The 21,827-nt window shown below is 64.4% G+C and carries 19 protein-coding genes; 10 read left to right on the top strand and 9 right to left on the bottom strand.

All coding sequences use genetic code 11. The annotated features are described in order from the left end of the window. Window position 1 precedes the first annotated feature (1 nt). Both pcaG and LY284_RS21335 read left to right on the top strand, forming a co-directional pair. Window positions 2-610: a protocatechuate 3,4-dioxygenase subunit alpha gene (gene pcaG, locus LY284_RS21340; RefSeq protein ID WP_045454858.1), complete on the top strand. Its 609-nt coding sequence runs from the start codon at window positions 2-4 to the stop codon at window positions 608-610. An 87-nt stretch (window positions 611-697) separates the two neighbouring features. Then, window positions 698-1,003, top strand: coding sequence for a DUF2288 domain-containing protein (locus LY284_RS21335; protein ID WP_233387901.1), 306 nt, complete (start codon window positions 698-700; stop codon window positions 1,001-1,003). A 1-nt stretch (window position 1,004) separates the two neighbouring features. Here LY284_RS21335 and prpR read toward each other — a convergent pair whose 3' ends face one another. Further along, window positions 1,005-2,873 (bottom strand): propionate catabolism operon regulatory protein PrpR, encoded by a 1,869-nt coding sequence (gene prpR / locus LY284_RS21330; RefSeq protein ID WP_233387900.1) that lies wholly within the window; start codon window positions 2,871-2,873, stop codon window positions 1,005-1,007. A 182-nt stretch (window positions 2,874-3,055) separates the two neighbouring features. On the opposite strand from prpR, the gene prpB reads away from it, so the two are divergent. From prpB to LY284_RS21315, 3 genes are read left to right on the top strand one after another with little or no spacing between them, the layout of a single operon-like run. Further along, the gene (gene prpB, locus LY284_RS21325) at window positions 3,056-3,946 is read left to right on the top strand and encodes a methylisocitrate lyase (protein ID WP_233387899.1); all 891 of its coding nucleotides are present in this window, start codon (window positions 3,056-3,058) and stop codon (window positions 3,944-3,946) included. 23 nt (window positions 3,947-3,969) lie between these two features. After that, window positions 3,970-5,136, top strand: a complete 1,167-nt coding sequence (gene prpC, locus LY284_RS21320; RefSeq protein ID WP_233387898.1) for a 2-methylcitrate synthase — start codon at window positions 3,970-3,972, stop codon at window positions 5,134-5,136. 17 nt (window positions 5,137-5,153) lie between these two features. Further along, a complete protein-coding gene (locus LY284_RS21315) occupies window positions 5,154-6,605 on the top strand; it encodes a bifunctional 2-methylcitrate dehydratase/aconitate hydratase (RefSeq protein WP_233387897.1) in 1,452 nt (483 codons plus the stop codon). A gap of 30 nt (window positions 6,606-6,635) precedes the next feature. Here LY284_RS21315 and LY284_RS21310 read toward each other — a convergent pair whose 3' ends face one another. Further along, window positions 6,636-7,724, bottom strand: a complete 1,089-nt coding sequence (locus tag LY284_RS21310; protein WP_045454868.1) for an AI-2E family transporter — start codon at window positions 7,722-7,724, stop codon at window positions 6,636-6,638. Between the two features lie 177 nt (window positions 7,725-7,901). Between LY284_RS21310 and LY284_RS21305 the strand changes: the two genes are divergently transcribed. After that, window positions 7,902-8,429, top strand: a complete 528-nt coding sequence (locus tag LY284_RS21305) for an OmpA family protein (protein WP_014251191.1) — start codon at window positions 7,902-7,904, stop codon at window positions 8,427-8,429. Here the strand turns inward: LY284_RS21305 and LY284_RS21300 are convergent. Genes LY284_RS21300 through LY284_RS21290 form a run of 3 tightly spaced genes read right to left on the bottom strand, consistent with a single transcriptional unit; the run spans window position 8,426 to window position 13,231 of the window. Then, window positions 8,426-10,423 carry an acetyl/propionyl/methylcrotonyl-CoA carboxylase subunit alpha gene (locus tag LY284_RS21300; protein WP_014251192.1) on the bottom strand — a complete coding sequence of 666 codons (1,998 nt, stop codon included), beginning with the start codon at window positions 10,421-10,423 and terminating at the stop codon, window positions 8,426-8,428. The two genes, LY284_RS21305 and LY284_RS21300, sit on opposite strands and share 4 nt — an antisense overlap. A 7-nt stretch (window positions 10,424-10,430) precedes the next feature. After that, window positions 10,431-12,038, bottom strand: a complete 1,608-nt coding sequence (locus tag LY284_RS21295; RefSeq protein WP_233387896.1) for a carboxyl transferase domain-containing protein — start codon at window positions 12,036-12,038, stop codon at window positions 10,431-10,433. A gap of 11 nt (window positions 12,039-12,049) precedes the next feature. Further along, window positions 12,050-13,231, bottom strand: a complete 1,182-nt coding sequence (locus LY284_RS21290) for an isovaleryl-CoA dehydrogenase (protein ID WP_045454871.1) — start codon at window positions 13,229-13,231, stop codon at window positions 12,050-12,052. A gap of 163 nt (window positions 13,232-13,394) precedes the next feature. Between LY284_RS21290 and LY284_RS21285 the strand changes: the two genes are divergently transcribed. After that, window positions 13,395-14,117: a TetR/AcrR family transcriptional regulator gene (locus LY284_RS21285; RefSeq protein WP_053569296.1), complete on the top strand. Its 723-nt coding sequence runs from the start codon at window positions 13,395-13,397 to the stop codon at window positions 14,115-14,117. Here LY284_RS21285 and LY284_RS21280 read toward each other — a convergent pair. The 3 genes from LY284_RS21280 to LY284_RS21270 form a co-directional block, all read right to left on the bottom strand. Beyond that, window positions 14,107-15,003, bottom strand: coding sequence for a ferritin-like domain-containing protein (locus tag LY284_RS21280; protein WP_233387895.1), 897 nt, complete (start codon window positions 15,001-15,003; stop codon window positions 14,107-14,109). The genes LY284_RS21285 and LY284_RS21280 overlap by 11 nt on opposite strands. A gap of 151 nt (window positions 15,004-15,154) precedes the next feature. Next, window positions 15,155-16,600 (bottom strand): NAD-dependent succinate-semialdehyde dehydrogenase, encoded by a 1,446-nt coding sequence (locus LY284_RS21275; RefSeq protein ID WP_233387894.1) that lies wholly within the window; start codon window positions 16,598-16,600, stop codon window positions 15,155-15,157. A gap of 131 nt (window positions 16,601-16,731) precedes the next feature. Continuing rightward, entirely contained in the window at window positions 16,732-17,409 is a 678-nt protein-coding gene (locus LY284_RS21270) for a TetR/AcrR family transcriptional regulator (RefSeq protein WP_233387893.1), read from the bottom strand. 113 nt (window positions 17,410-17,522) lie between these two features. Here LY284_RS21270 and LY284_RS21265 point away from each other — a divergent pair, with 113 nt between their 5' ends. The 3 genes from LY284_RS21265 (at window position 17,523) to LY284_RS21255 (ending at window position 21,354) form a co-directional block, all read left to right on the top strand. Beyond that, window positions 17,523-19,049: an MDR family MFS transporter gene (locus tag LY284_RS21265; RefSeq protein WP_233387892.1), complete on the top strand. Its 1,527-nt coding sequence runs from the start codon at window positions 17,523-17,525 to the stop codon at window positions 19,047-19,049. Between the two features lie 204 nt (window positions 19,050-19,253). Continuing rightward, window positions 19,254-20,048, top strand: a complete 795-nt coding sequence (locus LY284_RS21260; RefSeq protein ID WP_041731817.1) for an ABC transporter substrate-binding protein — start codon at window positions 19,254-19,256, stop codon at window positions 20,046-20,048. 190 nt (window positions 20,049-20,238) lie between these two features. Beyond that, window positions 20,239-21,354 (top strand): succinylglutamate desuccinylase/aspartoacylase family protein, encoded by a 1,116-nt coding sequence (locus tag LY284_RS21255; RefSeq protein WP_045454880.1) that lies wholly within the window; start codon window positions 20,239-20,241, stop codon window positions 21,352-21,354. Between the two features lie 10 nt (window positions 21,355-21,364). Here LY284_RS21255 and LY284_RS21250 read toward each other — a convergent pair whose 3' ends face one another. Further along, window positions 21,365-21,733, bottom strand: a complete 369-nt coding sequence (locus LY284_RS21250) for a nuclear transport factor 2 family protein (RefSeq protein WP_233387891.1) — start codon at window positions 21,731-21,733, stop codon at window positions 21,365-21,367. Window positions 21,734-21,827: the final 94 nt, after the last annotated feature.

The following is a 21,827-nucleotide window of genomic DNA, read 5'->3' as shown; positions in this document are numbered from 1 at the left end:
CATGACCACGCTGAAACAGACCCCTTCGCAGACCGTCGGTCCGTACTTCGCTTACGGCCTCGTGCCCGAGCAATACAACTTCGATCTGAAGAGCCTCTTTACCGCGTCGGCTGCGGACCGTGAAGTGCCGGGCGAGCATATCGCCGTCGTCGGCAACGTGTTCGACGCGGAAGGCAAGCCCGTCAACGACGCGCTGATCGAACTCGCCCAGGCCGATGCGAACGGCCGCTACGTGCAGAGCGTGCAGGAAGCGCGCGAATCGGGCTTTCGCGGCTTCGCCCGCTGCGGTACGGGCACGGATCCGAAACTGCGCTTCATCTTCGATACCGTGAAGCCGGGCGCGACCGCCGACGATTCCGCGCCGCATCTCGATGTCATCGTGCTGATGCGCGGCATGCTGCTGCACACCTACACGCGCATCTATTTCGAGGATGAAAGCGACGCCAACGCAAAGGACACGGTGTTGCAGAGCGTGCCGGCCGAGCGCCGTCATACGCTGATCGCGAAGCGCGAGGCGGGTGCGTCGGTCAAGGCGGATTCGTCGGGCAGCATCTATCGCTTCGACATTCATCTGCGCGGCCCGAACGAGACGGTCTTCTTCGACCTGTAACGCTTCTCGCAGCAGTTGTTTGAAACGAAGGCGTCCGGCACTGCGCTATAGTGTCGGACGCCTTTCGTTTTCTTCTGCGCTTTTCTCATGTCCGACGCTTCCACGCCCAGCCTGCTCTACGCCAAGCTCCTCGCTGAAACCGCCCAGATCGGCTGGTCCGAACTGGAACGCTTCTTCGCGCAAGGCAAGCTCATCTGGGTGAAGGGCGACCTCGATCTGGTGAGCGTCGCGGAAGCCGTCGCCAACGACGACACGCAGCAGGTCTCGCAATGGCTTTCCGCCGGACTGATCGAGCGCATGCAGGCCGAAACCGCCACCGATCTCGCCGCGCGCGATCCGGAACTGTGGGCCGTCGTCACGTCGCCGTGGGTGTGCGTGCAGGAACGCGGCTGAGTCAGCCCGTACCGCTCAGCTTGCGCCACAGTGTCGTCTTGCTGATGCCGAGCGCGGCGCACGCTTTCTCTCTGTCCCCGTCGAACGCGTCGAGCACGGCGCGCACTTCATCGGCCTGCGTGCGTTTCACGCGCGCCCTGAGCGTGAGATCCGGCTGATCGCCGTTCATGATTTCAGGCGCGATGTCCGCGAGCAGCGTGGGCGTCACCGGCCGCTCCGGCTCGTCCTCCATCTCCACCGCGACGCGCTCCATCACGTTTTGCAGCTCGCGCACGTTGCCCGGCCAGCGATACGCCATCAGGATCGCGAGGGCGTCGTCGTCGATCGATAGGCGCGTTCTGGCCAGCAAATGCGCGGCGAGCATCGGGATATCGGCGGCGCGCTCGCGCAAAGGCGGCAGCGCCAGATTCAGAATATTCAGCCGATAGAACAGGTCCGCGCGAAACTCGCCTTTTTCGACGTGCTCCGTCAGCGCACGATGCGTCGCCGCGATGATGCGCACATCGACCTGTAGCGGCTCCGTGGAGCCGAGACGCGCCACTTCGCGCTCCTGCAGCACGCGCAACAGGCGGCTTTGCAGCGGCAGCGGCATTTCGCCGATTTCATCGAGAAAGAGCGTGCCGCGATGCGCCGTTTCGATCAGGCCCGGCTTGCCGCCGCGCCGCGCGCCGGTGAACGCGCCTTCCTCGTAGCCGAACAATTCGCTTTCGAGCAGCGTCTCCGGAAACGCGCCGCAATTGAGCGCGACGAACGCGAACTCGCGCCGCGCGCTCGCGTTGTGGATGCCCTGCGCCGCGAGCTCCTTGCCGGTGCCGCTTTCGCCGCGAATCAGCACGGTCGCGTCCGAGCGCGCGTAGCGGCGCATGCGCGCTCGGGCCGCTTCGATGGCCGCGCTTTCGCCGAGCAGATCGCCGATCACGTAGCGCGCCGTCAGTTGCGGCGCGCGTTGACGCGTGCGCACCGAGCGGTCCATCCGTTGCAGCGCGACCGATTCCTGAAACGTGACGATTGCGCCGCCCGTTTCGTTCGATCCCTCGCCCCACGCGCTGCGATGCACGACATAGCTCGCGCCGCGCACCGTTTCCAGCGATTCGCCCGGCGCCGCCGGCACGGCCGCCGCCACATCCGGCGCCAGCTCCGCGAGCCGCCGCCCGACCGACTGCGACGGGTTCAGCCGCAGAAGCTGCGCCATCTTGCCGGAAAGCGCCTCGATGCGGCCTTGCGCGTCGAGCGCGATCACGCCGTCGCGCAGATTTTGCAGCACCTGATCGAGGCGGCGGCGTCGCATCGACTCGGCGAGCGTCGCGTTCGCGACTTCGAGCGCCGTGTCGATGGCCGCCTGCACGGACGGGCGCGAGTACAGAAACACCGACCTGAGCCCGGCCTTTTCCGCGAGTTCCGTGACGAGCCCCGGACCGACGATCGCCTTCACGCCGCGATCGCGCAGATCGAGCACGCAGGCTTCGGCGTCTTCGGCGGCTAGATAGGACGCGCTTTCGACCTCGACGCCAAACGCCGCGAAGAAGCGCTTCAGCTCGGGCGGCGTCTCGCCGTGCGTGACGAGCGCGACGCGATCCGCTTCGCGCTTGGCGCGCGCGAGCGCGTGCATCACGTCGAAGCCCGTCGGCGCGACGAGCACGACCGGCACGCCGGTACGCGCTTTCAGATAGCTGCCGTTCGATCCCGCCGCGACGATCACATCGGGACGATCGACGCCCGCGTGCTCGATGTCGTTGACGGCATCTTCGTAGCCGCGCGCGACGATGCGCAGATCGGCGACGCCGTCGTAAGCCGACGCGACATCGCGATACAGGTCGCGCAGCTTGCTGATGCCGATGGCCCAGATGCGCGGAGTGTGGGAAGGATCCATGTCGAAGCGTCGAAAGATAGGCGGCGACTCATGATACCGCCGCAATTTCGTGCCTGAAACAGCGATTTCAATTTTGAAATAACACGCTCGTTCGGTCGAATCACCATCTCATAAAAATCAATGACTTAACGCATGGCCCGCAACTTGCCTTTTGAGATGCACCTTTTCGGAGACGAAGAAACATGAGCCAGTTGTCCACTAACACGCCCGGCGCGCGCTTTCGCGCAGCCGTCGCCGGGGAAGCGCCGTTGCAGATCGTCGGCGCGATCACCGCTTACGCCGCGAAGATGGCCGAAGCCGTCGGTTTCAAGGCGCTCTATCTGTCGGGCGGCGGCGTCGCCGCGAATTCACTCGGCATGCCCGACCTCGGCATCAGCACGATGGAAGACGTGCTGATCGACGCGCGCCGCATCACCGACGCGTCGTCGCTGCCGCTGATGGTCGATATCGACACCGGCTGGGGCGGCGCTTTCAACATCGCGCGCACGATCCGTTCGTTCATCAAGGCGGGTGTCGCCGCCGTGCATATCGAGGATCAGGTCGGGCAGAAGCGCTGCGGGCACCGGCCGGGCAAGGAAGTCGTGCCGACTGGCGAAATGGTCGATCGCGTGAAGGCCGCCGTCGATGCGCGTACGGACGATTCCTTCGTCATCATGGCGCGCACCGATGCCGCCGCCGCCGAAGGCATCGACGCCGCGATCGAACGCGCTGTTGCGTATGTGGAAGCGGGCGCGGACATGATCTTCCCCGAAGCGATGAAGACGCTCGACGACTATCGCCGCTTCAAGGCCGCCGTGCGCGTGCCGATTCTCGCGAATCTCACCGAATTCGGTTCGACGCCCTTTTTCACCGTCGACGAGTTGAAGAGCGCGAACGTCGATATCGCGTTGTACTGCTGCGGCGCGTATCGTGCGATGAACGCGGCGGCGTTGAACTTCTATGAAACCGTGAAGCGCGACGGCACGCAAAAGGCGGCCGTCGAGACGATGCAGTCGCGTGCCGATCTGTACCAGTATCTTGGCTATCACGCCTACGAAGACAAGCTGGATCAGCTTTTCGCGGCACAGAAATGACCCTTGTTTCAGGAGACAAATCGATGAGCGAAGCAGACAACAGCACCGCAAGCGGCGCATTCAAGCCGAAGAAATCCGTCGCGCTGTCGGGCGTGACGGCGGGCAATACTGCGCTGTGCACGGTGGGCAAGACCGGCAACGACTTGCACTATCGCGGCTATGACATTCTCGATATCGCGACGACTTCCGAGTTCGAAGAGATCGCTTATCTGCTCGTGCACGGCAAGCTGCCGAATGCCGCCGAGCTGAAGGCGTACAAGACCAAGCTGAAGGCATTGCGCGGCCTGCCCGCGAATCTCAAGGCCGCACTGGAATGGATTCCGGCCTCCGCGCATCCGATGGACGTCATGCGCACCGGCGTCTCCGTGCTCGGCACGCTCCTGCCCGAGAAGGACGATCACAACGTGCCGGGCGCGAAGGATATCGCCGATCGCCTGATGGCTTCGCTCGGCTCGATGCTGCTCTACTGGTATCACTATTCGCACAACGGCAAGCGCATCGAAGTGGAAACCGACGACGATTCCATCGGCGGGCACTTCCTGCATTTGCTGCACGGCAAGGAGCCGTCGAAATCGTGGGTCGAGGCGATGCACGTCTCGCTCAATCTCTACGCCGAGCATGAATTCAACGCCTCGACGTTCACCGCCCGCGTGATCGCCGGCACGGGTTCCGACATGTATTCGGCAATCACCGGCGCGATCGGCGCGCTGCGCGGCCCGAAACACGGCGGCGCGAACGAAGTGGCCTACGAAATCCAGTCGCGCTATCAGTCGCCGGATGAAGCGGAAAGCGACATCAAGCGCCGCGTCGAAAACAAGGAAGTGGTGATCGGCTTCGGCCATCCGGTGTACACGATCTCCGATCCGCGCAACAAGGTCATCAAGGAAGTCGCGAAGACGCTCTCGAAGGAAGCGGGCGACACCAAGCTCTTCGACATCGCCGAGCGCCTCGAATCGGTGATGTGGGACGCGAAGAAGATGTTCCCGAATCTCGACTGGTTCAGCGCGGTGTCATATCACATGATGGGCGTGCCGACCGCCATGTTCACGCCGCTGTTCGTGATCTCGCGCACCTCGGGCTGGGCGGCGCACATCATCGAGCAACGCATCGACAACAAGATCATCCGGCCGAGTGCGAATTACACCGGACCCGAAAACCTGACATTCACGCCGCTCGCCAAGCGCGTTTAACTTTCATCGAAATACACATGAGCAGCCATATTTCCAACGTCCGCCCTGATCCGGACAAGGTACTCGTCGACATAGTCGATTACGTTCTCAACTACAAGGTCGACAGCACGCTTGCGCTCGAAACGGCGCGCAACTGCCTCATCGACACGCTCGGTTGCGGACTCGAAGCCCTCTCCTATCCCGCCTGCACCAAGCTGATGGGACCCATCGTGCCCGGCACGATCGTCCCCAACGGGGCGAAGGTGCCCGGCACCCAGTTTCAGCTCGACCCGGTTCAGGCCGCCTTCAATATCGGCGCGATGATCCGCTGGCTCGACTTCAACGACACATGGCTCGCCGCCGAATGGGGCCATCCGTCGGACAATCTGGGCGGCATTCTCGCCACCGCCGACTGGCTTTCGCGCAACGCGATCGCGTCGGGCAAGAAGCCGCTCGCCATGAAAGACGTCCTGATCGCGATGGTCAAGGCGCACGAAATTCAAGGCTGCATCGCGCTGGAGAATTCGTTCAACAAGGTCGGCCTCGATCACGTTCTGCTCGTGAAGCTCGCCTCGACGGCGGTCGTCGGGCAGATGATCGGCCTGACGCGCGATGAACTCATCAACGCGGTATCGCTCGCCTTCGTCGACGGTCATTCGCTGCGCACCTATCGGCATGCGCCGAACACGGGCTCGCGCAAGTCGTGGGCCGCCGGCGACGCGACCTCGCGCGCCGTGCGCCTCGCGCTGATCGCGAAGACCGGCGAGATGGGCTATCCGTCGGTTCTGACCGCTAAAACATGGGGCTTTTACGATGTGCTCTTCAAGGGCAATGCGTTCGAGTTCCAGCGTCCGTACGGCTCGTATGTGATGGAGAACGTGCTCTTCAAGATCTCGTTCCCCGCCGAGTTCCATTCGCAAACCGCGGTCGAAGCGGCGATGACGCTGCACGGCAAGCTCAAGGATGCCGGCAAGCGCGTCGAGGACATCAAGAAGATCACGATCCGCACGCACGAAGCGGCGATTCGCATCATCGACAAGAAGGGGCCGCTGAACAACCCGGCCGACCGCGATCACTGCATTCAGTACATGATCGCCGTGCCGCTGATTCATGGTCGTCTCACCGCGGCGGATTACGAAGATTCGATCGCGCAGGATCCGCGCATCGATACGCTGCGCGCGAAGATGGAATGCGTGGAAGACCCGCAATACACGAAGGATTATCACGACCCGGACAAGCGTTCGATCGCCAACGCGCTCACCGTCGAGTTCAATGACGGCACGAAGCTCGATGAAATCGCGGTCGAGTATCCGATCGGTCACAAGCGCCGGCGCGCTGACGGCATCCCGCTGCTCGTCGAGAAGTTCAAGACGAACCTCGCACGGCGCTTCCCCCAGAAGCAACAGCAGGCGATCCTCTCGGTCTCGCTCGATCAGGCAAAGCTCGAAGCGATGCCGGTCAATGAATATGTCGATCTGTATGTGATCTGACGCGCCGCACCCGGAGCCGGCGCGCCGCCGTCAGCTCCGGTCCACCACGTAATCCGTCCACAGCACGACGAGAATCGTCATCAGCGCCGGGCCGATGAAGAGGCCGATGAGCCCGAAGGTCTCCGCGCCGCCCAGAATGCCGAACAGCACGAGCAGGAACGGCAGGCGCGCCGATCCGCCGATCAGCACTGGCCTGACGAAGTGCTCGGCCACGAACACGACGATCAGCCCGAATGCGGCGACGCACGCCGCCGCGATCATCGAGCCTTGCGCGAAGAGCCACAGCGCCGCGCCGAGGAACACGAGCGGCGCGCAGAACGGCAGCATCGCCGCGACCGCCGTCAGCATGCCGAGCAAGGTCGCGTGCGGCACGCCCGTGATCGCGTAGGCGATGCCGAGCAGCGCGCCTTCGCCCAGTCCCACGACCACGAGACCGACCACCGTGCTGCGCACCGACTCGGACATGCGTCGCACGAGCGCGGCGCCGTCCGCGCCGAATGCGCGGCGCGAGCCCGCGAGCAATTGATCGCCGAGACGCGAGCCCGCCAGAAAGACGAAGAAGAGCGTCATCAACATAAAGCCGAAAATCACGAGCGCATGCGCGACGCGTCCGCCGAAATGCCGCGTCATCGCGACGACCGTGGCGCTATGCAGATTCTTCACCGCGGGCGACGATTCGAGCGGCGTCGCGAGATTTTCCTGCCACCAGCGCGCGACCTGTTGCGAGCCCATCGGCAAATGATCGATGAGCGCGGGCATCGGAATGCCGCTGCGCAGCACTTCGTGGAACCAGTGAAGCATGTCGTGCGCTTCCTGCACCGCCTGCGCCGCGACGATGAAAAACGGCACGACGAAGAGCAGGCCGATCGCCACCGTCAGCAAGACCGCGAGCACGCTGTGATGGCGTTTGAACACGGGCCGCCGTTCGAGCCAGCCGAAAGCCGGCCATAGCGCGATTGCGATCACGCCCGCCCACACGACCGCCGGAATGAACGCGCGCGCCGTGTAGAGCGCGACGAGCACGAGCACCCCGTAAAGCGCGGCGGACGCCGTGCGCTGCATCTTGCGCGTGCGGTCGGATGAGTCGGGGGCGGTGTCGTTGCGCGGCTGGATCTGCATGAAGGCGTGAGTCCGAGTTCGTGACGGTCGATGACCGGAGGACGGAGAGACGTCCGCCAGCATTGTAATCACGCACGAATCATTCCACTCGATGCGCGCAGTCAAGAAACCATTATTACAAAACGACTCGTTTCGCGCTCCCTATAATCGAGAATCGTATCGACGCAGGAATATGCAATGAGGGAAGAAGCTTCACGGGCGGCGGCCGGAACCTGCCTGATGGTCCTGCTGCTCGCGGGATGTTCGGCGGGTCTGAACCGCGCGAAGGAAGATCAGTTGAACGCGCAACACGGCATCACGATGCTGCCGGTCAAGGGCGGCGTGGAAATGCGTCTGCCCGAAGCGCCGCTTTTCGACATCGACGAATCGACGCTGCGCGCTGGCAACTCGCCCATGCTCGATCGCGCCGCCGAAGTATTGAAGCGCAGCATGCGGCCCATTCTGATCGAAGGCCACACCGACGACCAGGGCTCGCTCGCCTATAACCGCGCGCTGTCCGCGGCGCGCGCGGACGCCGTCGCGAAAGCGCTGATCGCGCGCGGCGTGCCGGCCGCGCGCATCACGACGCAGGGCATGGCGTATCAGCGGCCTATCGCCAGCAACAGCACGCGCGCCGGCCGCGCAGCGAACCGGCGCGTAGAAATCCTGGTGCGCGCCGAGAGCGAAACCACGCTGCTCGGCGCGCCTGCCAAGGGCGGGCGCTAGGCCGCCTGCCCGGCCTCCAGCACCAGCAATTGCGAGCCGTCGGCGACCTGATCGCCGACTTCGAACAGAATCTCGCCGATTCTGCCCGCGGACGGAGCCAGGATCGTGTGCTCCATCTTCATCGCTTCCATCACCATCAGCGGCGCGCCCTTTTCGACCGACGCGCCCGTCTCGACGAGCACCGCGATCACCTTGCCGGGCATCGGCGCGGTGAGACGTCCTTCGTGCTCGGCGTCGCCCGCGTGCGCCATCAGGTTCTGCCACTCGAACTGGAACGCCGCGCCTTCGTGGAAGACATGGAACACGTCGCCATCGGTGAAGACGTGGCCTTTGATCAGCGCGTCGTCGAGCTGAACGGCGAACGATGTCGCGCCGCTGTGCGACCAGTCGAAGCGTGCGCTCGCGTCGTTCAGCGTGAGGCGTTTCTCGCCGTTCTTCGTGAACACGACCTTCAGCGTCTCGTCCGTGTCGAGCGCGCGCCAGTTCAGGTCCTGGCTGTAGCCGCCCGACATGCGCCAGTGGCTCAGCGCGTCCCACGGCGAATGCCCATGCGCTTCGCCGCCCTCGCGCGTCAGCAACGCGGCGCACGCGAGCGCGAGCGCGCTCTTGCGCGAAACCGTCGACGGCGCGAAAAGCGCATCGTGATGACGCTCGATCAGGCCCGTGTCGAGATCGCCCGATGAAAACGGCTCGCTCTTCACGATGCGCTGGAGAAACTCCACGTTCGTCGACAAGCCGACGATCTCGCATTCCGCCAGCGCGCGCGCCATGCGCGACAACGCATCGCGACGGTCGCGGCCATGCACGATCAGCTTCGCGATCATCGGATCGTAGAACGGCGTAATGGAATCGCCCTGACGCACACCGCTGTCGACGCGCACGTCGCCGTCGATCGAAAACTCCACCGCCTGCGGCACACGCAGATGCTTGAGCGTGCCCGTCGATGGCAGAAAGCCGCGCGACGGATTCTCGGCGTAGATGCGCGCTTCGATCGCGTGGCCGTGCACCTTCAACTGATCCTGATTCAAAGGCAAAGGCTCGCCCGCCGCCACGCGCAGTTGCCATTCGACGAGATCGAGGCCCGTGACCATCTCCGTGACCGGATGCTCGACCTGCAGGCGCGTGTTCATCTCCATGAAGTAGAACTGGCCGTCCTGCGTCATGATGAACTCGACCGTGCCCGCGCCCACGTAGTTCACCGCGCGCGCCGCCGCGACCGCGGCTTCGCCCATCGCGCGGCGGGTTTCATCGGCGAGACCCGGCGCGGGTGCTTCTTCCAGCACCTTCTGATGGCGGCGCTGCACGGAACAATCGCGGTCGAAGAGATACACCGCGTTGCCGTGCTTGTCGGCGAACACCTGCACTTCGACGTGACGCGGACGCAGCAGATACTTTTCGATCAGCACGCGATCGTTGCCGAAGCTCGACGCCGCCTCGCGCTTGCACGACGCGAGCGCCGCCGCGAAATCCTCGCTCTTCTCGACCACGCGCATACCCTTGCCGCCGCCGCCCGCGCTCGCCTTCAAGAGCACGGGATAGCCGATGCGGTCCGCTTCGCGCTGAAGCAGCGAAGCGTCCTGATCGTCGCCGTGATAGCCCGGCACGAGCGGCACGGACGCCGATTGCATGAGCGCCTTCGCGGCGGCTTTCGAGCCCATCGCGCTGATCGCTTCGACCGGCGGCCCGATGAACGTGATGCCCGCTTTCCCGCACGCGTTGGCGAAATCCTCGTTCTCCGACAAAAAGCCGTAGCCCGGATGGATCGCCTGCGCGCCGGTGCGTTTCGCCGCCTCGACGATGCGCTCGATACGCAGATAACTTTCCGACGCCGCCGAGCCGCCGACATGCACCGCTTCGTCGCAGACATCGACGTGCTTGGCCTTGGCATCCGCATCCGAATAGATGGCGACGCTGCCGACGTTCAGGCGCTTCGCCGTCGCCGCCACGCGGCAGGCGATTTCGCCGCGGTTCGCTATGAGTATTTTGTTGAACATGATGGCGTTACATCCTGAACACGCCGAAGCGCGTTTCTTCAATCGGGGCGTTCATCGTCGCGGCCAAACCAAGGCCCAAAACGTCGCGCGTCTGGGCGGGATCGATCACACCGTCGTCCCACAGGCGCGCGCTCGCGTAATAAGGATGGCCCTGCGCTTCGTACTGGTCGCGAATCGGCGCCTTGAACGCTTCCTCTTCTTCCGCGCTCCACGCGCCGCCCTTTTTCTCGATGCCGTCGCGCCGCACCGTGGCAAGCACGGACGCGGCCTGCTCGCCGCCCATCACCGAGATGCGCGCGTTCGGCCACATCCACAGGAAGCGCGGCGAATACGCGCGGCCGCACATGCCGTAGTTGCCCGCGCCGAACGACCCGCCGATGATCACCGTGAACTTCGGCACCTTCGCCGTGGCCACCGCCGTCACCATCTTCGCGCCGTTGCGCGCGATGCCTTCGTTCTCGTACTTGCGCCCGACCATGAAGCCCGTGATGTTCTGCAGGAACACGAGCGGAATCTTGCGCTGCGCGCACAGCTCGATGAAGTGCGCGCCCTTCAACGCCGACTCGGAAAACAGAATGCCGTTGTTCGCGACGATGCCGACCGGATGCCCCCAGATATGCGCGAAGCCGCAGACGAGCGTCGTGCCGTAGCGCGCCTTGAATTCGTCGAACGCGGAATCGTCGACGATGCGTGCGATCACTTCGCGCACGTCGAAGGGCTTGCGCGTATCGACGGGAATCACGCCGTAGACGCTTTGCGGATCGTGACGCGGCGGCAGCGGCTCTTTGAGCGCGAGCGAAGGCGTTTTCACGCGGTTCAGATTGCCGACGATGCTGCGCGCAATGCCGAGCGCATGGGCATCGTTCTGCGCCAGATGATCCGCGACGCCGGAAAGACGCGTATGCACGTCGCCGCCGCCCAAGTCTTCGGCGCTGACTTCCTCGCCCGTCGCGGCTTTCACCAGCGGCGGGCCGCCGAGGAAAATCGTGCCTTGATTCTTCACGATGATCGATTCATCGCTCATCGCGGGCACATAGGCGCCGCCCGCGGTGCACGAACCCATCACCACGGCGATCTGCGCGATGCCCTGCGCCGACATGTTCGCCTGGTTGTAGAAGATGCGGCCGAAGTGATCGCGGTCGGGAAAGACATCGTCCTGATTCGGCAGGTTCGCGCCACCCGAATCGACGAGATACACACACGGCAGGCGGTTCTGCTCGGCGATTTCCTGCGCGCGCAAGTGCTTCTTCACCGTGACGGGATAGTACGTGCCGCCCTTCACGGTCGCGTCGTTGCACACGACCACGCATTCCTGCCCCGCGATGCGCCCGATGCCGGTGATGATGCCCGCGCCCGGCGCGTCGTCGTTGTACATGCCGTACGCCGCAAGTTGCGACAGCTCGAGAAACGGCGTGCCCGGATCGAGCAGTTGCGCGATGCGGTCGCGCGGCAGCAGCTTGTTACGCGAGACGTGCTTGTCGCGCGCGGCCTGTCCGCCGCCTTCCGCGATCTTCGCGACCTTCTCTTTCAAGTCTGCGACGAGCGCTTCGAGCGCCTGCGCGTTGGTGCAGAATTCTTCGCCGCGCGGATTCAGTTTCGATTCGATGATCGCCATGACGCGCGCCCTCAAGCCGTTTCGGCGAAGAGTTCGCGGCCGATCAGCATGCGGCGGATTTCGCTCGTGCCCGCGCCGATCTCGTAGAGCTTCGCATCGCGCCACAGGCGGCCAACCGGATACTCGTTGATGTAGCCGTTGCCGCCGAGAATCTGAATCGCTTCGCCGGCCATCCACGTGGCTTTTTCGGCCGTGTAGAGAATGACGCCCGCGCAGTCCTTGCGCACTTGCCGCACATGGCCGGCGCCGAGCGTATCGAGCTGACGGCCCACCGCGTAGAGATACGCGCGGCACGCCTGCAGCGTCGAATACATGTCGGCGACCTTGCCCTGAATGAGCTGGAATTCGCCGATCGCCTGACCGAACTGCTTGCGATCGTGGATATACGGCACCACCGAATCCATGCACGCGAGCATGATGCCGGTCGGGCCGCCCGCGAGCACGGCGCGCTCGTAGTCGAGCCCGCTCATCAGCACTTTCGTGCCGCCATTCAACTGGCCGAGAATATTTTCCTTCGGCACTTCGACGTTCTCGAACACGAGCTCGCCGGTATGCGAGCCGCGCATGCCGAGCTTGTCGAGCTTCTGCGCGACGCTAAAGCCCTTCATGCCCTTCTCGACGATGAACGCGGTGATGCCGCGCGGACCGGCTTCGATATCCGTTTTCGCGTACACGACGAGCGTGTCGCAGTCCGGGCCGTTGGTGATCCACATCTTCGTGCCGTTGAGCACGTAGTGATCGCCCTTTTCGTCGGCGCGCAGCTTCATGCTGACGACGTCCGACCCGGCGTTCGGCTCGCTCATCGCGAGCGCGCCGATATGTTCGCCGGACACGAGCTTCGGCAGATACTTCTGCTTCTGCTGCTCCGTGCCGTTGCGATGGATCTGGTTCACGCACAGATTCGAATGCGCGCCATACGACAAACCCACCGAAGCCGATGCGCGCGAAATCTCTTCCATCGCGACCATGTGCGCGGTGTAGCCCATGTTCGCGCCGCCGTATTCCTCGGAGACGGTCATGCCGAGCACGCCCAGGTCGCCGAGCTTCTTCCACAGGTCCATCGGGAACTGGTCGGTGTGATCGATTTCGCCGGCGCGCGGCGCGATTTCCTTCGACGCGAAGTTGGCGAGCGAATCGCGCAGCATGTCGATGTCTTCGCCCAACGCGAAATTCAGGCCGGGTACGGTGCTCATGGGGTCGTCTCCTCCAGATACGATGTTTTTCGGCAAGCCCTGCAAACTGAGCGTTACTCACACAGGGCAGCAAACCACGGAATGGGGCAATTTCACGCTCAAATCGGCTAGCCGTCAATAGGTTTTTGAGCTACGCTCACATTTATTTCCCGCGCCTTCCATCATGTCCACGCAGACCGCCACCAGCCGCCGCACGCCCACCGGGGTCAAATCGCAGCAGCGCGTGAAAGATATCCTGCAGGCCGGCCGCGACGTTTTCGCCGAAAAAGGCTACGACGCCGCGACGAGCGCCGAGATCGCGCAGCGCGCGGGCATTTCGGAAGCCACGGTGTTCAGCTATTTCAGCGGCAAGCGCGAGTTGTGCGCCCGCGTGATCGCCGACTGGTATGACGAAATCATCGATGCCTTCGAGACCGGCCTGCCGCGCGACGGCTCGGCGCGCCAGCAGTTCGCGTTCATCGTCAGAACGCACATGCGGCTCATGCTGATGAACGGCACGGGACTGTGCGCGCTGGTGTTGTCGGAAGGCCGCACGAAGCAGCACGATCTTTCCGACACGCTCACGGAATATCAACGCCGCTATACCGCGCCGCTCATGGACGTGCTCGCGCGCGGCCAGACGCTCGGCCACGTGCGCACCGATATGCCGCTGCGATTGCTGCGCTCGCTCGTCTTCGGTCCGATGGAGCACGTGCTGTGGGACGCGACGCTCGCGAAGCGCCGGCTGAGTCAGGCTCAGATCGAGACGACGGCGAACGAGCTGGTGGAAGTGTTGTGGGCGGCGTTGCAGCCGCCCGATGCGAAACTGGCCGCGCTCGCGCAATTCCGGCAAGACGTCGAAGAAGCGTCGCGCCGCTACGAAGCGCGCGAGAAACCTACTTCTTGATGAAGCGCAGCGCGAGCCGCGCGAGCTTCGGCACGGTGACGGGACGGAGCAGACGCGCGTCGTAGCCGCTCATGCGGCGGTCGTTTTCGGTGAGACAGAGTTGGATCAAGGCGCGCACCGAGACATCGCCCGCGACGGAATCGCCCACGTTCGCGGGGAAATTCGCGTCCTGCGCCGCGCCGCTCTTGTCGAAGCCGCGCGCGAGCGAAATGCGGTCGCGGATCAGCGAGATCCAGACGCTCGCCGTTTTCGCGAGGAACCAGGGCTTGCGATACCACGGCAGACTGTGCCGGTACCACGCGACCCAGTTCGCGAAAAAGAGAATGTGCCGCGCTTCTTCCTGAATGACCGGCTCGAAGGTTTCGACCAGTTCCTCGGGAAAATAGCCGGATTGCCGCGCCGCCTCAAACAGCCCGAAGGCGAAGAAACTGTCGATGCACTCGCTGTAGCCCGTCAGCATCCACGCGCGCAGCGGATCGGCCGGCGCGGGATACGGCGGTTCCGGCGCGAGCTCGATGCCGTACGCCTCGACGAGCTTCGACAGCACCAGCTTGTGGCGCGCCTCTTCGCCGCCATTCATGCGCAGCGCTTCGCGCAAATGCGGATCGGGCACGCTCGCGGCGTAGGTCGCGACGCGAATCGACGCGCGCCCTTCCGTCTGCACGGCGATATCCCAGATCGGCAGCGACGTCACACGCTTCAACGCGCCCGGTTCGAGCCTCGGCCAGTCGATGACGGCGGGCTTGTACGGATTGTGCGTCGTCAGCAGCATCTCGCAGAACATGCGCTTGTGGAGGTCCGAACCGATCGGAATCGTCCCCGTCGACCGGTACGTCCAGTTGCGCATCGCATGATCTGCTTCTACCGTGTTGAGCGTATCGGACATATTCGAATATCGGCCGCCGATTGGGTACGTTCTGCGGATTCTGGCATACAGAACGCCGACTCGCAGCAGCGCGCGCCGTTTTTCGCGTGACGAGCGCCATCACGGATACGCCTGCGGAAAAAAAGCCCCGGTCGAAGCCGGGGCTGCCGCGTCAGACCGCCATCACGGTGACGGACTTCGTCACGAGATACGGTTCGAGTGCTTCCGGTCCGCCTTCCGAACCGTAACCCGAATCCTTCACGCCGTCGAACGGCATTTCGGGCCAGGGCGTGGCCGGCTGGTTGATCCACAGCATGCCCACTTCCATCTGATTCGTGAGCAGATGCACGTTCTTGAACGAACGCGTGAAGGCGTAGCCCGCGAGACCGTACGGCAGACGGTTCGCTTCGGCGATCGCGTCTTCGAGCGAATCGAAGCCGCGCACCGCGGCGACCGGTCCGAACGGCTCCGCGTTGAACACGTCGGCTTCGAGCGAGACATCGGTGATGACCGTCGGCGCGAAGAAGTTGCCCGCCGTGCCGATGCGCTCGCCGCCCGTCGCGATGGTCGCGCCCGTCTTGCGCGCGTTCTCGACGACGCTGTTCATCGCCGTGATGCGGCGCGCGTTGGCGAGCGGCCCGAGCGTGGTGCCGTCCGCGAGGCCGTCGCCGACTTTCAGGCTTTCGGCGTGCTTCACGAGCGCCGCGATGAAGTCCTGCTTCACGCTGTTATGCACCAGAAAGCGCGTCGGCGAGATGCAGACCTGGCCGGCGTTGCGGAACTTGGCCGCACCCGACGCCTTCACCGCCAGTTCCACGTCCGCGTCTTCCGCGACGATCACGGGCGCGTGACCACCGAGTTCCATCGTCGCGCGCTTCATGTGCTGGCCGGCGAGCGCCGCGAGTTGCTTGCCGACCGGCGTCGAGCCGGTGAACGTCACCTTGCGGATATCCGGATGCGCGATCAGGAATTGCGAGATCTGCGGCGGATCGCCATACACGAGCTGAACGACGCCCTTCGGCACGCCCGCGTCGGCGAACGCGCGAATGAGTTCGGCGGGCGAAGCCGGCGTTTCTTCCGGCGCCTTCACGATGAACGAACACCCCGTCGCCAGCGACGCGCACAGCTTGCGCACCACCTGATTCACCGGGAAATTCCACGGCGTGAAGGCGGCGACCGGTCCGACCGGCTCCTTGACGACCGTCTGCTGCGCGTTGATGTTGCGCGGCGGCACGATGCGGCCATACACGCGCCGCGCTTCGTCCGCGAACCATTCGATGATGTCCGCGGCCGAATTGACCTCGATGCGCGCCTCGGCGAGCGGCTTGCCCTGCTCCTGCGTCATGAGCCGCGCGATGGCGTCCGCGCGCTCGCGGATCAGCCCGGCAGCCTTGCGCATCAGATTGGCGCGCTCGAGCGCGGTCATTCTGCGCCACGTCGCGAAGCCGCGCCGCGATGCCGCGACCGCGCGCTCCAGGTCGGTCGTGCCCGCCTTGGCGACCGTGCCGATGACATCGCCCGTCGCGGGGCTCACCACGTTGATCGTTTCGCCGGACGAGGCGTCGCACCATTCGCCATCGATGAAAAGACGTGTGTCCGAGTATCCTGCACTTGCCATGTACGACCTCCGAGAAAAATCGATTGCGTGATCGGGGCGCCGGCGCCGCGTGCTGCCGGCGCCGCCGGAACCCGTCATCTTGCCTGTTATCGCCCCGTCCCGCTTGAAACCGATGAGCGCATCCGCCGCCTTCAATACGGCCGGATGCCGTTCATCAGCAGCGCGACGACGTGGCGGGCGTGCTGCTCCATGCTCGCCGACCGGTCGCCTTCGCCGCGCCAGCGTGGCGTCGCGAGCGGAAACACGGTCAGTCCGAACAGCGACGCGAACACGAGCGACGGCTCCAGCGCCGGATTCAGCTTGCCCGCCTTCTGCCAGCCGGCAATGCGCTCGATCGCGCGGTCCTTGTGCTCGTCGCCGAAACGCTCGGCCATGCGCTGCCGCAAGAGGCCGCCCTCGCTGATCATCTCGCGCACCCACAAGGCCGCGAACCACGGGCATTTCTCGACCGTCGCGACCAGCGTTTCGACGAACGCGCGCAAGGTATCGACAGGCTCGGCGTGCGGATCGTTGAACACGCGCGCAAGCTCGATGCGCAGCGGCACGAGCCGTTCATCGATCAGCATGTCGAGCAGCTGATCGCGCGTCTTGAAGTAGTAGTGAACCATCGCCGGGGTGACGCCCGCCTCGCGCGCGATCGCGCCGAGCGTCGTTTCGCCGATGCCCTGCCGCGCGAACAAGTCGAGCGCGATATCCAGCAAGTGCGCCCGCGCCTGCTCGCCGTGCGCCCCGCTCGGCCTGCCGGGCCGGCGGCCTGCCTTGTTGCCTGGCACGGCAGCCCCGCCGCCGTCCACAGAATGGTTAGTCATAGTTCGATTTGACGAAATTTCCCTCGCCCGCTATATTAACTTTCACGTTAATTAATTACAATCCGCCGCACTCATCGGGCATCCGCCCGTCGTGGATTTGTAAGCCAGCCAACATGACATCTTTGCATCAAACCGCCGTCGCGGGCGCGGAGCCGTCCGACGCCACAGGCATCGAATCGAAACCGCCGGTCAGACTGCTGTTCACGGCGCTCCTGCTCGTGATGCTGCTCGGCGCGCTCGATCAGACCATCGTATCGACCGCGCTGCCGACCATCGTCGGCGATCTGGGCGGGCTCGAAAACCTCTCGTGGGTCGTCACGTCCTACCTGCTCAGCTCGACCATCGTCGTTCCGCTTTATGGCAAGTTCGGCGATCAGTTCGGCCGCAAGGTCGTGCTTCAGGCGTCGATCCTGATCTTTCTCGCCGGGTCGATTCTTTGCGGCGTCGCGCAGAACATGACGCAGTTGATTCTCCTGCGCGCGCTGCAGGGCCTCGGCGGCGGCGGGCTGATGGTCATCACGATGGCCGCCATCGCCGACGTCATCCCGCCCGCCGAACGCGGCCGCTTCCAGGGGCTCTTCGGCGGCGTGTACGGCCTCGCGACCGTGGTCGGGCCGCTCGCCGGCGGCTTTCTCGTCGAGCATCTTTCATGGCGCTGGATCTTCTATATCAATCTGCCGCTCGGCCTGATCGCGCTCGCCGTGATCCAGCTCGTCTTCAAGCCGCATACCGCGCACGTCGATCATCGCGTCGACTATATGGGCGCGGGCTTTCTCGCGGCCGCGCTGACGTGCATCATCCTCTTCACCAGCGAAGGCGGCACGCTGCTGCCGTGGACCTCGCCGCAGCTCTGGTGCACGCTGCTGCTCGGCCTCGTGTGCGTCGGCGGTTTCGTCTACGAGGAACGCCTCGCCGCCGAGCCGATCATGCCGCTGTCGCTCTTCAAGGAACGCACCTTCGTGCTCGCCGGGCTGATTGGCTTTATCGTCGGGTGCGCGCTGTTCGGCGCGGTCACGTTCCTGCCGCTCTATCTCCAGGTCGTGAAAGGGTCGACGCCTTCCGCGGCCGGCCTGCAGATCACGCCGATGATGGGCGGCGTGCTGCTTTCGTCGATCGTGAGCGGGCGCGTCATCAGCAAGGTCGGCAAGTATCGCTTCTTCCCGATCGCGGGCACGGCGCTCGTCGCCGTCGCGATGCTGCTGCTCTCGACCCTGACGCTCGACACCCCGCTTGCCACGATGAACATTTATATGGCGCTGCTCGGCCTCGGGCTCGGCATGGTGATGCAGGTGCTCGTGCTGGCGGTGCAGAACGTCGTCGAATTCCGGATGATGGGCGTGGCGACCTCCAGCGCGACGCTGTTCCGCTCGATCGGCGGCTCGGTCGGCGTGGCGGCCTTCGGCGCGATCTTTTCGAATAGCTTGCATGCGCGCCTCGAAGCGCTCGTGCCGCCGGGCACGGACATGCCGCGCTCGCTCGGGCCGCAGGCGGTCGCGCAACTGCCGCCCGCGCTGCACGACGACTATCTGCACGCATTCGCGGGCTCGATGCACACCGTCTATCTCGTCGCGGCCTGCGTCGCGTTCATCGCGTTCGGGCTGTCGTGGTTTCTGAAGGATCATCCGTTGAAGAAGCGCTGAAACCGGCGGCGGAAGCGAGGAAAACTTCTAATGGCCCTGCTATCGGGGCTTTTACTAGCTCCCGAAACATTTTGGCTTGATAACCTTCTGCCGATTCCGCGCGGACACGATCCGCCGAATATCATGCTCCGGCGCCCAACGACGCGCCGGACGCCCGGCACGAGACCTTCCGGGCTGAACCGACCACCCTTTGGAGTTAAAACAGTGAAGAAACTGCTCGCGGCACTGACGATGTCCCTTCTCGCCGCCACGTCGCTCACGGCCGTCACGGCTGCGCAGGCGAAGGACTATTCGACGATCCGCTTCGGCGTCGATGCAAGCTATCCGCCGTTCGAATCGAAAGGTTCCGACGGCAAGCTGGTCGGCTTCGACATCGATCTCGGCAACGAAATCTGCGCGCGCCTGAAAGCCAAGTGCGTGTGGGTGGAAAACGACTTCGACGGCATGATCCCCGCGCTCAAGGCGAAGAAGTTCGACGGCGTGCTCTCGTCGATGTCCATGACACCGCAACGCGCCGAGCAGATCGCCTTCTCGAGCAAGCTGTTCAACACGCCGACGCGCCTCGTCGCGAAGAAAGGCAGCAACATTCTGCCGACGGCTGACAGCCTGAAGGGCAAGAACGTGGGCGTCGAACAAGGCACGATCCAGGAAACCTACGCGAAGACCTACTGGGCGGCGAAGGGCGTGACGGTCACGCCGTATCAGAACCAGGACCAGGTCTACGCCGACCTGATCTCGGGCCGTCTCGACGCGACGCTGCAAGACGCGGTGCAGGCCGAACTCGGCTTCCTGAAGACGCCGCGCGGCGCGGGCTTCGATTTCGCCGGCCAGAACCTCGACGATCCGAAGACGCTCGGCAACGGCGCGGGCATCGGTCTGCGCAAGGAAGACACCGATCTGAAGGCGAAGATCGACAAGGCGATCGCCGACATCATCAAGGACGGCACCTACAAGAAGATCGAGAAGAAGTACTTCGACTTCGACGTGTACGGCGGTTAAGCCACACGGTTTGTCCCGAAACGGGCTCCGCGCTTTTACGGCGCGGAGCCCGTTTCCTTTTCGGACAGCGGTTTCGACGGCCGATTTCCGCTAAGATCGAACGTCCGAGACGGCGCCGACGGAAGGAGACACCGCGGCGCGGATCATTTTTTCGAGGCAAGACCCGCGCACTCGCCTGCGCGCGACCACTATGCAAACCAGAACTCATCCCCTGATCTCGCCGACGCTCGGCACTTCCCGCAACATCACCAGCTTTCACTACGGCCCCGGCGGCGGCCAGAAAATCTATATCCAGTCCTCGCTGCACGCGGACGAACTGCCCGGCATGCTCGTCGCGTGGCGTCTCAAGCGTCAGCTCGCCGAATTCGAGGCGGCGGGCAAGCTGCGCGGCGAAGTGGTGATCGTGCCGGTGCCCAATCCGATCGGCCTGTCGCAGCATCTGCACGGCACGCTCATGGGCCGCTTCGAGACCAACAGCGGCCACAATTTCAACCGCAATTTCTACGATCTCGCCGCGCTGATCGCGCCGCGCATCGAAGCGCGCCTCGGCAAGGACTCGGAAGCCAACACGCTCGCCGTGCGCGCCGCGATGAAGGAAGCGCTCGACGAGCAGACGCCGCGCACGGAGCTCGAATCGCAACGCCTCGCGCTGCAGAAACTCTCCTTTGACGCCGATGTCGTGCTCGACCTGCACTGCGATCTCGACGCCGCGCTGCATCTCTACACGAATCCGGATATCTGGGACGAAGTGGAGCCGCTCGCGCGCTATCTCGACGCGAAGGCCTCGCTGCTCGCGCTCAATTCGGTGGGCAATCCGTTCGACGAAATTCACAGCTTCTGCTGGTCAGACCTGCGCCAGCGTTACGGCGAACGCTTCCCGATCCGGAACGGCGGCATCTCGGTCACGGTCGAGTTGCGCAGCCAGCACGACGTGTCCTACGAACTCGCGGACAAGGACGCGCAGGCGATCGTCAACTATCTGATCCACCGTGGCGTGATCGACGCGCCCGTGCCCGAGCAGCCGCCGCTCGCGCATCCCGCGACGCCGCTCGCGGGCGCCGAGCCGATCGTCGCTCCGGCCTCCGGCGTGCTGGTGTTTCGCGCGGACGTGGGCGCGTATATCGAAGCGGGCACGCCGATCGCCGATATCGTCGATCCGCTCACCGACGTCGTCACCACGCTCAAATGCACGACCTCGGGCGTGATGTACGCGCGGCACATCACGCGCTTCGCGACCGCCGGTCTCGAAGTGGCGCGCATCGCGGGTGCGACGGCGTACCGCACGGGGTCGTTGCTCTCGGCGTGAGCATGTTCCGCTAGAAAGGCGCGAGGCCGCACTGCGCGGCCACGACGCGCCACTTGCCGCCCGTGTCGCCCCAGGTTCGCGTATAGCGCAGGCTGCCCGCGAACGGGGCGCCCGCGAATGTCCCCGAAAGCGCCACGCGCGTGACCGTCACGGCGAAAGCGCCATACACGCGCACGCTCTGCTCTTCCACGTCCAGCTTCTCGATGCGCTGCATGCCGTAGCGATGGCCGTTCAGATCGTCGGTTTTCGTCCAGACCTTGCCCGTTGCATCCACGAAGCTCAGGTCGTCGGCCAGTAACGCATCGAGCGCGTCGACGTCGGATGTCAGCATCGCCTTCTTCAGGCGTTCCTCCAGTTCGCGGATTCCCTGTTCGTCCATGATCTCGCTCGCGTGTCGTCGAACCGCAAGCATACCGTGCGCGCTGCATGCCGCGCAGCCATGCACAGATACCGTGGTCGAGCCAGCGCTGTTG

The organism is Caballeronia sp. PC1 (genome assembly GCF_021353155.1).
GTDB lineage: Bacteria > Pseudomonadota > Gammaproteobacteria > Burkholderiales > Burkholderiaceae > Caballeronia > Caballeronia cordobensis.
This window is presented reverse-complemented; position numbering and strand designations above follow the sequence as displayed.